The sequence below is a fragment of the Ramlibacter sp. PS3R-8 genome, from assembly GCF_037572435.1.
GTDB lineage: Bacteria > Pseudomonadota > Gammaproteobacteria > Burkholderiales > Burkholderiaceae_C > Ramlibacter.
On sequence record NZ_JBBHGT010000003.1, the window covers coordinates 1 to 13,286 of the forward strand.

Sequence of the window (13,286 nt, forward strand, 5' to 3'; positions counted from 1 at the left end):
GCCCGCGGCGCGCCCCCGCCCCCCCCCCCGGGGGGGGGGGGGGGGGGGGCCCGCTTCGGCGAGCGGCACTCCACCGGGCGCCCCCACCCCAACCCTCCCCCAGGGGGGGAGGGAGGAACTGCCGCAGAGGAGGCCGCTCCTCACCCGCTCCGGCTGGACCGCCTTCCTCGCCGCCCTCATCGCCGTCTGCGCCATCGCGCCCTTGCTGAATCTCGTCGTTCCGCCCACCAGTGCGTTCCACATGAGCGACTACGCGGTGGCGCTGGTCGGCAAGATCATGTGCTACGCGATCTGCGCGCTGGCGATGGACCTGATCTGGGGCTACACCGGCATCCTGTCGCTGGGACACGGCCTGTTCTTCGCGCTGGGCGGCTACGTGATGGGCATGTACCTCATGCGGCAGATCGGCCGCGAGGGCAACTACAAGAGCGACCTGCCGGATTTCATGGTGTTCCTGGACTGGAAGGCGCTGCCCTGGCACTGGACGTTTTCGGACAGCTTCCTGGCCACCTGCATCCTGATCGTCGCGGTGCCCGGCATCGTCGCCTTCGTGTTCGGCTACTTCGCCTTCCGCTCGCGCATCAAGGGCGTGTACTTCTCGATCATCACGCAGGCCCTCACCTACGCGGCGATGCTGCTGTTCTTCCGCAACGAAACGGGCTTCGGCGGCAACAACGGCTTCACGGACTTCAAGCGCATCGTCGGCATCGCCATCGCCACGCCGCAGACGCGCATGACGCTGTTCGTGATCACCGGGCTCACGCTGCTCGGCTTCTTCCTGCTGGCGCGCTGGCTGGTGGGCAGCAAGTTCGGCCGCGTGCTGCAGGCGATCCGCGACGCGGAGTCGCGCGTCATGTTTTCCGGCTACAACCCGCTCGGCTACAAGCTGACCATCTGGACGCTGAGCGCGGTGATGTGCGGCGTGGCCGGCGCGTTGTACGTGCCGCAGGTGGGCATCATCAATCCGGGCGAGATGAGTCCCGCCAACTCCATCGAGATCGCCATATGGGCCGCGGTGGGCGGCCGCGCGTCCCTGGTCGGGCCCATCGTCGGCGCCTTCCTGGTCAGCGGCGCCAAGAGCTGGCTGACGGTGTTCGCGCCCGAGTTCTGGCTGTACTTCCTGGGCGCGCTGTTCATCGCCGTCACCTTGTTCCTGCCGGACGGCGTGGTGGGGCTGGTGAAGAAACTGCGCAGGAAGGTTGCATGACGCCCGACCTGATGGAAGAAGGCGCCCGACGCGCCTCGGCCTACGGCAAGTCGGCGGCGCGCAACCGCACGGAGTCGGGCGGCCGCGCGGCCGGCTTCTCGCGTCCCGTGACGTCGGGCGTGGTGGACGTGGCGCACGGCCGCATCCTTTACCTGGAAGACGTGAGCGTCAGCTTCGACGGCTTCAAGGCGATCAACAAGCTGTCGCTGGACATCGCGCCGGGCGAGCTGCGCTGCATCATCGGGCCCAACGGCGCCGGCAAGACGACGATGATGGACATCATCACCGGCAAGACGCGGCCCGACGAGGGCACGGTGTTCTTCGGCAGCACCATCGACCTGTTGCGCTACAAGGAAGCCGAGATCGCGCAGATGGGCATCGGCCGCAAGTTCCAGAAGCCGACAGTGTTCGAGCACCTGACGGTCTACGAGAACCTGGAGCTGGCGCTGAAGACGGACAAGGGCGTGAAGGCCTCGATGTTCTTCAAGCCCGATTCGGCGCAGAGCGACCTGCTGGCGCAGGTGCTGCGCACGATCCACCTCGCCGACAGCGTCCATCGCCAGGCCGGCAACCTGAGCCACGGGCAGAAGCAATGGCTGGAGATCGGGATGCTGTTGATGCAGGACCCGAAGCTGCTGCTGCTCGACGAGCCTGTGGCCGGCATGACCGACGAGGAAACCGCCCGCACCGCGGAGCTGTTCCTCACCCTCAAGGGCCATCATTCGCTGATGGTGGTGGAGCACGACATGAGCTTCATCAAGGCAATCTCCGAGAAGGTCACGGTGCTGCACGAAGGGTCCGTACTGGCAGAGGGCACGCTCGAGCAGGTTCAGTCGGATGAGCGGGTGATCGAGGTGTACCTTGGGCGTTGAAAACCGAACTACCGGACGCAGAAGGCGCAGAAGTTGCGCAGAAGACGCAAAAGAAAACCAAGGGAGTTTTTTTGTCTTCTTCTTTTCTTTCTTCCCTGTCTTCTTCTGCGCCTTCCGCGTAACTTCCGCGCCTTCTGCGTCCGGCTGTTGGCAGTAAACAATGCTAGCGATCAAACAAGTCAACCAGTACTACGGCGGCTCGCACATCCTGCGGGACGTGAACCTCGAGGCGAGGACGGGGGAAGTGACCGTCATCCTCGGGCGCAACGGCGTCGGCAAGACCACGCTGCTGAAGTCGCTCATGGGCCTCGTCCCCATCAAGACCGGCTCCATCGCGTTCGAAGGCAAGCCGATCCACGGCATGACCCCCTACGAACGGGCGCGCGCCGGCATCGGCTTCGTGCCGCAGGGCCGCGAGATCTTCGCGCGGCTGTCGGTCGAGGAAAACCTGCGCATGGGCCTGTCGTACAAGCCGTCCGGCACGCCCATCCCGCCGGAGCTGTACGAACTGTTCCCGGTGCTCCAGCAGATGCTGCAACGGCGCGGCGGCGACCTGTCCGGGGGACAGCAACAGCAGCTGGCCATCGCGCGCGCGCTGGCAGCCAGGCCACGCCTGCTCGTGCTGGACGAACCCACCGAAGGCATCCAGCCCAGCATCATCAAGGACATCGGCCGCGTCATCCGCATGCTGGCGGACCGCGGCGACATGGGCATCCTGTTGGTCGAGCAGTACTACGACTTCGCCCAGGAACTGGCCGACGCGTACCTGGTCATGGAGCGGGGGGAAGTGGTGGCCCGCGGCGCGGGCAAGGACATGGAAGCGCAGGGCGTGCGCCAGCTGGTGGCGATCTAGCGCAGCGGCTCAGCGCTGCGGCTTGCCCTTGACGTCGTCCAGCTGCTCGGCGTTGCGCCCGGAGGCGTCACCGCGATTGCCGGCCTCGGCTTCCGGCGCAGCGTCGACGCCCTGTTCCTCGCTGCCCTGGTTCGTGTACGGCTGGCGGCCCTTGCCGCCGTCCCAGCTCACTTCATTGCGGTAACCGTGTTTCGCGCTGCCGTCCCCAGTGGCCTCCCCCGGGTCCTTGCGATCGTTGTCGTTGGCATTCATGGCAGCGCCCTTTCGCAGATCACCGAGCGGGAACCAGGACCACCGGGTCGGAAGACGTCTGCGGCTGGATCGTCACCGACGTCTGGCCGGCCGGCATGACGACGGTTTCGACTTCGCGGATCACACCGCCGCCGGCGACGCTGCCTTGCGCGCTGCCCAGGCCCATGGTGCGGGCGCGGCAGGCCGCCTGGTCTTCACCGCTGGTGTGCACGTCGCAACGGCCCATGGCGTTCGCCGCGGGGGTGCCGGAATTCTCGAGAACGCCGCGCTGCTTGTCGGCGCGCGCATTGCGGGCTTCCTTCAGGCAGTCTTCGCGGCTTTGCTGGGTCTGGCCGCTCTGGCAGGCCTGCACCTCGGATTGATAAAGGCCGGTGGCGTCGATGCCGGTGGTCGCAACCTGTGCGGTCGCGGCGCCCACGGCCAGCAGGGCGGCCACGCCGAAGGAAATGAGGCTCTTGTTCGAACGTGCGTCCTGGGATTTCATTTCTCTGGCTCCTTGAATCGATGAAGCCAGTGTGCTGCGCGAGCCGCCCCCTGCATGCCAGCGGGTTGCCAAGATGGCGGGAGCCCCGGCCCCATGGTCGGGTAGGACATGGCCTCTCCGGCCGAGCGTCCGTCGCCCTAGATGGCCCAGCCGCGCGGGTCGGCGCCCTCGGTGGACCACACGAGCGGGCGCCAGGCGCGCCGGATCGCCTGCAGCAACCCCATCGCCGGCTCCACCAGCGGCGCCAGCACCCGCACCACGACCACCTGCGCGCAGGGTGACGTGGCGCCGGCGCTCGCGGCCAGCGAGTGGGACGCGATCACCTCGCGCGCTGCGTCCAGCAGCGCGTCGCGCCGGGCGCGGGGCCACTCGCTGCCGGCCGCGAAGAACAGGCTGGCCAGGCAGCGATGGCCGGCCAGGCCGAGTGGCCCGTCCATCAGGCGCGCATCTTCCGCGGCGATGCGGCCGCGCTCGAGCCAATGGCCGGACAGTTCGATGTGCTGCAACACGTTGCCACGCACGAAAGGCTGCGCCGCCTGCGGCAGGCCGAGGGCGGCCACGTCCCACCCGAGCAGTTCCGCGCCGGGGGCCAGGTCCATGACCATCCTGTTGTGCGCCTTGCAGCCGCTGTAGTACAGCGCTTCGAGCGGCAGCCATTCCAGCCTGGCGCCCGCTTCGAGCCGGATGCGCACGTCCTGCAGCGCGATGTCGCCGTCGCTGCGATAAAAGCGCGATGCCCCCGGAGTGGTCACCAGGCCGTGGCTGCCTTCGGCGCCCGTGACGCGCACTTCCAGCGTGTCGCCGCCCACCAGCCCGCCGGGCGGGTGCACCAGCACGTTGTGGCAGATCGCATCGCCTTCCGGCCAGAGGCTTTGCAGGATGCGCAGCGGTCCGTCGTGCGCGAAGCGGGCAACGCTGCGGCCGTCTTCGCGCGAGTAGTCCAGCTTCAGGCTGGCATGCCAGGACATGGGCTCAGTGGGCCTGGGACCCGCGATGTGCCCACGCAGTCGTGTGCTTCTCCAGCCAGCTGAACATCTCGTACATGGCCATCGCCATCACGCTGATGGTGACCAGTCCCGCGAAGGCCAGCGGCATGCGCTGCTGGCTGCCCGCCGTCTGGATCAGGTTGCCGATGCCGGAGTCGCCCGCCGTCATCTCCGCCAGCACCGTGCCGACGAAGGCCAGCGTGATCGCGATCTTCAGCGAGCCGTAGAAGTAGGGCATGGCGCGTGGCAGGCCCACCTTCACCAGCACGTCCCAGCGCTTGGCGCCCAGCACCCGCAGCACGTCCTCCAGCTCCGGCTCCAGCGTGGCCAGGCCGGTGGCGATGTTCACCGTGATCGGGAAAAAGGAGATCAGGAAGGCCGTGAGGATGCCCGGCCCGATGCCGATGCCGAACCACACCACCAGGATCGGCACGATGGCCGCCTTGGGCACCGCGTTGAAGCCGACCATCAGCGGATAGACCGCCGCGTAGGCGATGCGCGAGGAGCCGACGAGGAAGCCGAGCAGCACGCCGACCACGATGGCGATGCCAAAGCCCACCGTCGTCACCCACAAGGTGCTCCACGCGGCGGCCAGCAACGGCCCCTTGAACTCGACGAACTGCTGCGCGATCTGCCAAGGGCTGGGGAACAGGTATTCGGGAATGGCCAGCGCCGTCACCACCACCTGCCACAGCAGCACCAGCGCCGCGGCCAGCAGCACCGGGGCCCAGCGCTCGAAATGCGGATGCGGCTTCATCGCGCCGCCACCGTCGCCGCCGGGCTGCCGCGCATCGCACCGATGTGGCCGCGCAACTCGTACACGATGTCGGTGAACTCCTTGGTGTACGTCACCTCCAGCTCGCGTGGCCGCGGCAAGGCGATCTCACGCCGGATCACGAAGCGCCCCGGGCTTTTGCTCATCACGTACACGGTGTCCGCCAGGAACACCGACTCGCGCAGGTCGTGCGTCACCAGGATCACGTTGAAACGCTGCTCGGTCCAGAGGTCACGCAGGATGCACCACAGCTCCTCGCGCGTGAAGGCGTCGAGCGCGCCGAACGGCTCGTCGAGCAGCAGCATCTTGGGTTCGTGGATCAGCGCGCGGCAGATGCTGGCGCGCTGCTGCATCCCGCCCGAGAGCTGCCACGGGAACTTGTCCTCGTAGCCGCCCAGGCCCACCTTCTGCAGCAGGGCGCGGGCGCGGGCTTCGTATTGCTGGCGCTTTTGCTTGAAGTTGCTGCGGTACGGCTCCACGATCTCCAGCGGCAGCAGCACGTTGTCGACGGTCGTGCGCCAGGGCAGCAGCGACGGCGCCTGGAACGCCATGCCGGAAATCTTCAGCGGGCCGGTCACCGGCTGGCCGTCGATGCGGATGCGGCCGCGCGACGGGCCGCGCAGCCCCGTGGCGAGCTTCATGAAGGTGGACTTGCCGCAGCCCGAGGGGCCGACGATGGCGATGAACTCGCCTTGCCCCACCTGCAGGTCGATCGCCTCCACCGCGAACTGCCCCTCGCGGAGCAATTCGTCGTTGTAGGCTAGCCAGACGTCCTGAAAATCGATGAACGCGCTGTCGTTCCCCGCGCTCATTTCCTGGGGGTGGACAGCACGTTGAGCTCTGCCTTCGTCGGCAGGAAGGAGCCGTTCCACACCGTCTCCGGATTGACACGCGTCTTGGTGGCGAAGGCGTCGGAGACTTGCGAGGCCATCAGCGACATGCGGCCCGGGTTCACCTGGCCGAAGCCTTCCGCGCGGGCATCCGGGCTGGCGATGACGTCGTTGATCGCCATGCGCAGGCGGCGCTTTTCCAGGTCGGTGCTGATGATGCCGTCGCGCTGCTTGATGTATTCCACCGACGCGTCCGGATCGGCCATCACGTCCTTCGCGCCCTTGGCAAAAGCCGCCAGGAACGCCTTGATGGCCGCCGGGTTCTCGCGAATCAGCTTGGGCGACGCGATGATGACGTTGCCATACAGCTTGACGCCGTGGTTCGGGTACATGAAGGTCGTCACGTCCTCGGCCTTGACGCCGCGCGCTTCCAGGTTGAGCAGCGAGGTGAAGGAGAAGCCGGTGATGGCGTCGACGTCGCCGCGCGCCAGCATCGTTTCGCGCAGCGGCGGGTCCATCGACACCCAGGTCACGCTGGAGATGTTGTTGGCCTTCTGGAAGATCGGGAAGCCGCGGCGGCCGGCGTCGAACACGGGCGCGCCGAGTTTCTTGCCATTGAGGTCGGCGACGGACTTGATGCCGGACTTCTTGAGCACCATCACGGCGGCCGGCGTGTTGTTGTAGACCATCATCACGCCGACCGGCTTGTTGGGCGCGTCGGGGTTGTTGGCGTGGAACTCCATCAGCGCCGCCATGTCGGCGAAGCCCATGTCGTAGGTGCCGCTGGCCACGCGCTGCACGGCGGCGCCGGAGCCGGTGCCGGCGTCGACCTGGACGTCGAGTTTCGCGTCCTTGAAATAGCCCTTGGCCACCGGCAGCAGGAAGAAGGCGGCGGGGCCTTCGAAGCGCCAGTCGAGCTGGAACTTGATGGGGGTGACCGGCTGGGCGGCGGCGGAGACCGCGGCGAACAGTGCGGCCGTGCCGGCCAGCTGGAGAAAGACCCGCTTTTGCATTGGAAGCTCCGAAAGACTGGAAGTGGAAGTAGACCCCGGACAGGTAGCAAGATCGATGCCGCCAGCCGTCGTTGCAGCCGCATATTGTGGCCCAGCTGCCATTCGGGTCCGGTTCGAGCGCTTCCGGCGTGAAAAAAACCCGCGCCGGTGAGGCGTTGTCCGACGCTGCCACGCGCCGGGACCGCACCCCTTCGCTTTACACGTGACTACGCCCGCGCCACGGAGCCCCAACCATAGTGATCACACCGGCCCTCCAAGGGCAGGTGGGAGGGGCCTCCCCCGGGGGTCACGGCCCGACCTTTTCAACAACACGCCGCTCGCGGCACAAGGAGTGCGATATGGGTTTTCTGATTTGGTTGATCATTGGCGGCATCGTCGGCTGGCTGGCCAGTCTCGTCATGCGCACCGACGGCCAGCAGGGCATGCTGCTGAACGTTGTGGTGGGTATCGTCGGTGCGTTCCTGGGCGGTTGGCTCATCTCCCCCCTGGTGGGCGTGGGCACGATCAACTCGGGCAACATCAGCATCGGCTCGATCGTCGTGTCCCTGGTGGGCGCGATCATCCTGCTGGCCATCGTGAACCTGTTCCGCCGCGGCCGCGTCCGCTAAGCAGAACAGACAAAAGAAACGAATTCCCGCGGGCCTCGCGCCCGCATGGAGCGCCGGTCGGGCGCTCCTTTTCTTTTGGGCGCAGCGTTGCGCGTCGCTGCGCGTCAGCCCGCCGTCGCATCGCTCGGCATCGGACGGCCGGCCAGGCCGGCGGCCAGGTTGTCCAGCACGCGCTGGCCCATGGCCTCGCGCGTCTGCACCGTGGCGCTCGCGATGTGCGGCACCATCACCACGTTGTCCAGGGAGAAAAGTTCCGGCGGCACCTGCGGCTCCCGCTCGAACACGTCGAGCGCCGCGCCGCCGATGCGCTTTTCCTGCAGTGCCCTCACCAGCGCCGCTTCGTCGATGACGGTGCCGCGTGCCACGTTGACGATGTAGCCCTTGGTGCCCAGGGCATCCAGCACTTCGGCGTTGACCAGGTGGCGGGTTTCCGCGCCACCCGCGGTGATCACCACCAGGAAGTCCGCCCAGCGCGCCAGCTCCACCAGCTTCGGCTCGTGCTGCCACGCCACGCCTTCCACCGGGCGGCGGCTGTGGTACCTCACGTCCATGTCGAACCCACCCGCCCGCTTGGCGACGGTGCGGCCGATGCGGCCGAGGCCGACGACGCCAAGCCTGGCGCCGCTGACCTGCCGTCCGAACGGAAACGGCGGCGCGCCTTTTTCGACCCAACGGCCGGCTCGCACGTAACGGTCCCCTTCGGGGATGCGGCGGCCAATCGCCAGCATCAGCGCGAACGCGAGGTCGGCCACGCAATCGTTCAGCACGTCGGGCGTGTAGCCCACCGGCAAGCCGCGCTTCCTCGCCGCTTCGAGGTCCAGCTTGTCCAGGCCGACGCCGAAGCTGGAGATCACGCGCAGTTTCGGCAGCGCGCCGAGCAACGCGGCATCGGCGCCGCTGCCCGCGGAGGTGACGAGCCCGACGAACTCCGCGCCGCGGGCGGCGAGCAAGGCGTCGCGTTCGGCGCCGGCCGCCGGCAGGTGATGCACGTCGTAGGTTTCAGCAAGCTTGCGTTCCAGGGAGGGCAGCAGCGAAATCGTTTGCAGCAGGGCGGGGCGTTGGCTCACGGCGATGACCAGGGTGGTGGCGGAGGATTCGATTGTCGTGCAATCGACCCCGCAGCGCCGGCCGCCACCCTATACTGGGCCGAACCCCCAGGCATCCACCATGGCACCGCTTTTTTCCAGGCGTAGCGCAGCCGTTTTCGCAGTGGCGCTGTGCGTCACCCAGGTTTTCGCGCAAGCGCAAGCACCGGCGCCGGCGCCGCCTGCGTCGGCCTCCACCGCGGCCGCGTCGGCCCCGACTGCGGCTTCGTCGGCGCCCACCGCGGCTGCGTCTGCCAATCCGCTGATCGCCCAGGCGATGGCGCCGGAGCAGTTCGCCGCCTGCGTCCAGCAGCTCGGCGAGGTGACGGGTTCGGCCGGCCGGCCGCTGGCGCGCGAGGACTTCCTGCGCATCACGGCCAGTGCGCGTTATGACGACCGCGTGCGCCAGTCGCTCCTGGTGCAGGCCGGCGAGCCCACCTTCTGGTGGGACGAACTGGCGGCGACGACCGACGACGACCGCGTGCGCGAAGGTCAGCGCGTGCTGGCCGCGAACACTGCCACCTTGCAGCGCGTCGAAACACAGTTCGGCATTCCCAGGGAAGTGATCGTCGCCATCTACGGCATCGAAACCAACTACGGCCCGGCGCAAGGCCGGATCCCGGTGCTGGATTCGACGCTGACGCTTGCCTGCCTGCGGCCCTGCCCGCCCGAGCGCACCACGGCCTGCCTGTCGCGCGAGCGCGCCTATGCCGCGGTGCGGCTGGTGCGCGACCGCAAGGTGCGCCCCGAGAACTGGCAAGGCTCGTGGGCGGGCGCGTTCGGCCGCACGCAGTTCGTTCCCGACAGCTTCGAGCAGCTCGGCGTGGACTTCGACGGCGACGGCGTGTCCGACATCATCAACTCGGAGCCCGATTCCTGGGCCACCACCGCCAACCACCTGAAGACGCGCGGCGGCTGGTTGGCCGGCGTGCCGCCTTACCTGGAAGTCACGATCCCGAAGGAGCAGCAAGCCGCATTCGCCGCCACCGGCAAGTCGATCCGGCTGCAGGCGCAGGCGAGGAAACTCTCGGAGTGGGTGGCCATGGGCTGGACAGGCTTTGCGCCCAACGGCCAGGCGGCGCCACTGCAGGCGCCCGGCGATCCGGAGCTTTATCCCTTCCTGCCGGTGGGCTTGCCCGGCCCGGCTTTTCTGGTCTCGCGCAACTTCAACACGATCTACCGCTACAACAACTCCGAGCGTTACGTGATGGAGGTGGCGCTGCTGGCCACGCGCCTTGCCGGTGGCAGCGGATTCGTGACACCGTGGCCCACGGACGATCCCGGGCTGTCGCGCGCGCAGGTGCGCGAACTGCAGGCGTGGCTGGTGCAGCGCGGCCACACCCTGGTCCGGGCAGATGGGGTGATGGGCCGCAACACGCGGGACGCCATCGCCGCGGAACTGGTGGCCAAGGGCTTGCCGCCGGCGCGGCGCGCGGGCCAGCGCACCATGCAGCTGCTGATGTCCCCCTGACCAGGCTTAGGTAGAACGCCTGCATGGCTTAGGCGCTTCGAGGCTTGTTGCCGGTGCCGCCAGGTGCAACACTTTGAAACACCGGCCGAGCTGCCGGTGCATTCAAACAAACGTTGTACGGGAGACAGGACATGGACCGGGACATGACGGGATCGATGGGGCGCAGGCAGGACGCGAGCGGCCGGCGTGACGCGATGCTGCTCGAATCGCTTTCGCAGCAGGTGCTCTGGCGCGGTGACATCGGCTTCTGGCGCGAGCTGTTCCTGGGCGACGCTTGCACCACCATCCGGTTCGAGGCGCGCCAGCTCACGCTGCTGGCCTGCGACGCGCCGCTGCCCGGCATCGACCGCGGCGAGCTGGAGCGGCTGGCGGCGTGCCTGGGCGGCGAGGTGCAGATCGCGACCCGCGCGGACCTGGTCCTGTCGTTCGCCAGGGCGGATACAGCGCTGGAAGCCGCCGTCGTGCTGCAGCGCCTGTCCGAAGGCCATCTCGTGCGCACCGCCGTCAGCACGGACCTGTGCATGGTGGCCTGCTTCGAGCTGGGGGGCCGCAGCCATCGCATGGTCGTCGGGCCGGAGATGGAACAAGCGGAGGCTGCGCTGGCGCGCACGGCGGCCGGCACCATCCTGGTCTCGGCGGAAACACACGAGCTGCTGGGCGGCGACTTCGCCCATTCGGTGAACGACGCGGTCATCACGACGGAAATGGACGAGCAGGGCGTGACGCAGGCCTGCATCACGCTGGCGCCGCATCGATCCGCCGCGATGAGCACCTTCGCGGGCCTCGGCCGGCTCTGAGGCGCGGGCCCCGGCGGCGCGGGGCTCCCGCAGAATGGGCGGCATGTCCGCCAACCACGAATGGGCCGTCTGCATCGGCCGCTTCCAGCCTTTCCATGCCGCGCACCTCGCAATGCTGCGCGAGGCGCTGCGGCTGGCGCCGCGCTGCGCCGTGCTGGTCGGCTCGGCGCACAACGCGCGATCGCCTCGCAACCCGTTCACCTTCGCCGAGCGCGTCGAAACGATCCGCCTGGCGCTGACCGAAGAAGAACGGGCCCGCGTCGAGTTCATCGCGCTGCGCGACGTCTACGACCAGAAGCGGTGGGTGGCGTCGGTGCGCAAGGAGATGGCGCGGCTGACCGGCTCTCCGAATGCGCGCATCGTGCTGGTGGCCCACCGCAAGGACCCGACCAGCGAATACGTCGATGACTTCTCGCCCGGCTGGCCGGTGCACGACGTCGGCCGGCAAGGCGAAGTGCATGGCAAGGCCCTGCGCGCCGCGCTGTTCAGCGCCGACACCACCGAGGGCGGGCTGGCCGCGATCTCGAGCCAGGTCCCGCCCGGCACGATCGATTTCCTGCGCGCGTGGACGCAGCTGCCCTTCTTTGCGCGCCTGCGCGAGGAATGGCGGGAGCTCGCCGTGGAGAATGACAAGTGGGCCGGCTCGCCTTACCCGCCGGTGCTGGTGACGGTGGATGCCGTGGTCCGCGTCGGCGACGAGGTGCTGCTGATCCGGCGCGGCCGCGTGCCCGGCAAGGGACTGTTGGCGGTGCCGGGCGGCTTCATCGAGCAGCGCGAGACGGCCTACCAGTCGGCGCTGCGCGAGCTGCAGGAGGAAACGGGTTTCGAGCTGCTGCCGCAGGAGATGGAGCATGCCTGCAAGGCGATGCGCATCTTCGACCACCCGGACCGCAGCCAGCGCGGCCGGGTGATCACCCACGCCTTCTACTTCGAGCTGGGCGACCGGATGCGGCCGGAGATCGCCGGCAGCGACGACGCCGAGGAGGCGCGCTGGGTCCCCATCGCGGAACTGCCCTCGCTGGAGGACCAGTTCCACGACGACCACTTCCACATCCTCGACAGCTTCCTGGGGATCACTCCGGCTTGACGTTGCCCTGTGCGACGACCTGGGCCCAGCGCTTGCGCTCCTGCGCGAAGAATGCGTCCTGCTCCGCCGGCGTCATCGTCACCACTTCGGCGCCCTGGCCGGTGAGGCGCGCGCGCACGTCGGCGCTGCGGATCGCGCCGATCAAGGCGGCGTTGATCTTCTGCACGATGGAGTCCGGCGTGCCCTTCGGCACCAGCATGCCCTGCCAGCTGCCGGACTCGAAGCCCGGCACGCCCTGTTCGGCGATCGTCGGCACTTCGCCGATGAGGGGCATGCGCGTGCGCTTCGACACCGCCAGCAGCTTGAGCTTGCCGCCCTGCACGTGCGGATAGGTCGCCAGCATCCCGTTCATCATCACCTGCGTTTCGCCGCCGATGGTGCCGGTGATGGCCTGGCTGCCGCCCTTGTACGGCACGTACTGCCAGCGCGCGCCCACCGCCTGGGCCAGCGCGACGCCCGCCAGGTGGGGTGCGCCGCCGGTGCCGCTGACCGCGAAGTTCAGGTCCTTCTGCTTGGACAGCGCGACCAGTTCCTTGACGTTGTTCACCGGCACCGACGGATGCACCACCAGCAGGTGCGGCGAATACGCCAGCATGGTGACGCCGCGCAATTCCGTCGACGGATCGAACGGCAGCTTCGGGTACATGGAAGGCGAGATCGCCAGCGCGCCGACGTCGCACAGCAGCATCGTGTAGCCGTCCGGGGCGGACTTCGCCACCAGGTCGGCGCCGAGGTTGCCGTTGGCGCCGGGCTTGTTGTCCACGACCACCGACTGCTTGAGCGACTCCGAAAGGACGTTGCTGATCGCGCGCGCGATGATGTCCGAGGAGCCGCCGGGCGGGTAGGGCACGACGATGCGGATCGCCCTGGAGGGCCAGCGGTCGGCCTGGGCGAATGCGGCCGGCGCGGCGATCGCGGCGGCGGTGGACAACAGGGCCTGGCGGCGGTTGAGGTTCTTCATGCAGT

15 protein-coding genes are annotated in these 13,286 nt (G+C 68.3%); 7 read left to right on the forward strand and 8 right to left on the reverse strand.

The genetic code is table 11. The annotated features are described in order from the left end of the window. The first annotated feature begins 202 nt into the window (after positions 1-202). From urtC to urtE, 3 genes are all read left to right on the forward strand, one after another. Positions 203-1,207, forward strand: coding sequence for an urea ABC transporter permease subunit UrtC (gene urtC, locus WG902_RS11380; protein ID WP_340060196.1), 1,005 nt, complete (start codon positions 203-205; stop codon positions 1,205-1,207). Then, positions 1,204-2,079: an urea ABC transporter ATP-binding protein UrtD gene (urtD, locus tag WG902_RS11385; RefSeq protein WP_340060197.1), complete on the forward strand. Its 876-nt coding sequence runs from the start codon at positions 1,204-1,206 to the stop codon at positions 2,077-2,079. Before urtC ends, urtD begins: the two co-directional genes overlap by 4 nt. Before the next feature lie 160 nt (positions 2,080-2,239). Then, complete coding sequence (gene urtE / locus WG902_RS11390) at positions 2,240-2,932, forward strand: urea ABC transporter ATP-binding subunit UrtE (RefSeq protein ID WP_340060198.1); 693 nt, start codon at positions 2,240-2,242, stop codon at positions 2,930-2,932. 9 nt (positions 2,933-2,941) lie between these two features. Here urtE and WG902_RS11395 read toward each other — a convergent pair whose 3' ends face one another. From WG902_RS11395 to WG902_RS11420, 6 genes are all read right to left on the reverse strand, one after another. After that, positions 2,942-3,184, reverse strand: coding sequence for a hypothetical protein (locus WG902_RS11395; RefSeq protein WP_340060199.1), 243 nt, complete (start codon positions 3,182-3,184; stop codon positions 2,942-2,944). Between the two features lie 19 nt (positions 3,185-3,203). Further along, complete coding sequence (locus tag WG902_RS11400; protein WP_340060200.1) at positions 3,204-3,668, reverse strand: hypothetical protein; 465 nt, start codon at positions 3,666-3,668, stop codon at positions 3,204-3,206. 137 nt (positions 3,669-3,805) lie between these two features. Continuing rightward, on the reverse strand, positions 3,806-4,636 hold the full coding sequence (locus WG902_RS11405) for an urease accessory protein UreD (RefSeq protein WP_340060202.1): 831 nt from the start codon (positions 4,634-4,636) through the stop codon (positions 3,806-3,808). A gap of 4 nt (positions 4,637-4,640) precedes the next feature. After that, positions 4,641-5,411, reverse strand: a complete 771-nt coding sequence (locus WG902_RS11410; protein WP_340060203.1) for an ABC transporter permease — start codon at positions 5,409-5,411, stop codon at positions 4,641-4,643. Beyond that, the gene (locus tag WG902_RS11415; RefSeq protein WP_340060204.1) at positions 5,408-6,241 is read right to left on the reverse strand and encodes an ABC transporter ATP-binding protein; all 834 of its coding nucleotides are present in this window, start codon (positions 6,239-6,241) and stop codon (positions 5,408-5,410) included. The genes WG902_RS11410 and WG902_RS11415 overlap by 4 nt, the downstream gene beginning before the upstream one ends. Continuing rightward, on the reverse strand, positions 6,238-7,272 hold the full coding sequence (locus WG902_RS11420; RefSeq protein WP_340060205.1) for an ABC transporter substrate-binding protein: 1,035 nt from the start codon (positions 7,270-7,272) through the stop codon (positions 6,238-6,240). Before WG902_RS11420 ends, WG902_RS11415 begins: the two co-directional genes overlap by 4 nt. A gap of 338 nt (positions 7,273-7,610) precedes the next feature. On the opposite strand from WG902_RS11420, the gene WG902_RS11425 reads away from it, so the two are divergent. Beyond that, entirely contained in the window at positions 7,611-7,880 is a 270-nt protein-coding gene (locus WG902_RS11425) for a GlsB/YeaQ/YmgE family stress response membrane protein (RefSeq protein WP_340060206.1), read from the forward strand. A 104-nt stretch (positions 7,881-7,984) separates the two neighbouring features. On the opposite strand, the gene WG902_RS11430 is transcribed toward WG902_RS11425, so the two are convergent. Beyond that, positions 7,985-8,953 carry a 2-hydroxyacid dehydrogenase gene (locus tag WG902_RS11430; protein ID WP_445263691.1) on the reverse strand — a complete coding sequence of 323 codons (969 nt, stop codon included), beginning with the start codon at positions 8,951-8,953 and terminating at the stop codon, positions 7,985-7,987. A 94-nt stretch (positions 8,954-9,047) separates the two neighbouring features. On the opposite strand from WG902_RS11430, the gene WG902_RS11435 reads away from it, so the two are divergent. The 3 genes from WG902_RS11435 (at position 9,048) to WG902_RS11445 (ending at position 12,320) form a co-directional block, all read left to right on the forward strand. Beyond that, positions 9,048-10,436 (forward strand): lytic murein transglycosylase, encoded by a 1,389-nt coding sequence (locus tag WG902_RS11435; protein WP_340060208.1) that lies wholly within the window; start codon positions 9,048-9,050, stop codon positions 10,434-10,436. Positions 10,437-10,567: 131 nt separating this feature from the next. Next, positions 10,568-11,233, forward strand: coding sequence for a hypothetical protein (locus WG902_RS11440; protein ID WP_340060209.1), 666 nt, complete (start codon positions 10,568-10,570; stop codon positions 11,231-11,233). A gap of 43 nt (positions 11,234-11,276) precedes the next feature. Further along, the gene (locus tag WG902_RS11445) at positions 11,277-12,320 is read left to right on the forward strand and encodes an NUDIX domain-containing protein (protein ID WP_340060210.1); all 1,044 of its coding nucleotides are present in this window, start codon (positions 11,277-11,279) and stop codon (positions 12,318-12,320) included. Here the strand turns inward: WG902_RS11445 and WG902_RS11450 are convergent. Next, positions 12,307-13,281, reverse strand: coding sequence for a Bug family tripartite tricarboxylate transporter substrate binding protein (locus tag WG902_RS11450; protein ID WP_340060211.1), 975 nt, complete (start codon positions 13,279-13,281; stop codon positions 12,307-12,309). The two genes, WG902_RS11445 and WG902_RS11450, sit on opposite strands and share 14 nt — an antisense overlap. Between the last annotated feature and the right edge of the window lie 5 nt (positions 13,282-13,286).

What these genes read in the sequence shown, in the direction of transcription:
- urtD (WP_340060197.1), top strand. Translation starts at nt 1,204, where the DNA reads ATGACGCCCGACCTGATGGAAGAAGGCGCCCGACGCGCCTCGGCCTAC.
- urtE (WP_340060198.1), top strand. Translation starts at nt 2,240, where the DNA reads ATGCTAGCGATCAAACAAGTCAACCAGTACTACGGCGGCTCGCACATC.
- WG902_RS11395 (WP_340060199.1), bottom strand. Translation starts at nt 3,184, where the DNA reads ATGAATGCCAACGACAACGATCGCAAGGACCCGGGGGAGGCCACTGGG.
- WG902_RS11400 (WP_340060200.1), bottom strand. Translation starts at nt 3,668, where the DNA reads ATGAAATCCCAGGACGCACGTTCGAACAAGAGCCTCATTTCCTTCGGC.
- WG902_RS11405 (WP_340060202.1), bottom strand. Translation starts at nt 4,636, where the DNA reads ATGTCCTGGCATGCCAGCCTGAAGCTGGACTACTCGCGCGAAGACGGC.
- WG902_RS11410 (WP_340060203.1), bottom strand. Translation starts at nt 5,411, where the DNA reads ATGAAGCCGCATCCGCATTTCGAGCGCTGGGCCCCGGTGCTGCTGGCC.
- WG902_RS11415 (WP_340060204.1), bottom strand. Translation starts at nt 6,241, where the DNA reads ATGAGCGCGGGGAACGACAGCGCGTTCATCGATTTTCAGGACGTCTGG.
- WG902_RS11420 (WP_340060205.1), bottom strand. Translation starts at nt 7,272, where the DNA reads ATGCAAAAGCGGGTCTTTCTCCAGCTGGCCGGCACGGCCGCACTGTTC.
- WG902_RS11425 (WP_340060206.1), top strand. Translation starts at nt 7,611, where the DNA reads ATGGGTTTTCTGATTTGGTTGATCATTGGCGGCATCGTCGGCTGGCTG.
- WG902_RS11435 (WP_340060208.1), top strand. Translation starts at nt 9,048, where the DNA reads ATGGCACCGCTTTTTTCCAGGCGTAGCGCAGCCGTTTTCGCAGTGGCG.
- WG902_RS11440 (WP_340060209.1), top strand. Translation starts at nt 10,568, where the DNA reads ATGGACCGGGACATGACGGGATCGATGGGGCGCAGGCAGGACGCGAGC.
- WG902_RS11445 (WP_340060210.1), top strand. Translation starts at nt 11,277, where the DNA reads ATGTCCGCCAACCACGAATGGGCCGTCTGCATCGGCCGCTTCCAGCCT.
- WG902_RS11450 (WP_340060211.1), bottom strand. Translation starts at nt 13,281, where the DNA reads ATGAAGAACCTCAACCGCCGCCAGGCCCTGTTGTCCACCGCCGCCGCG.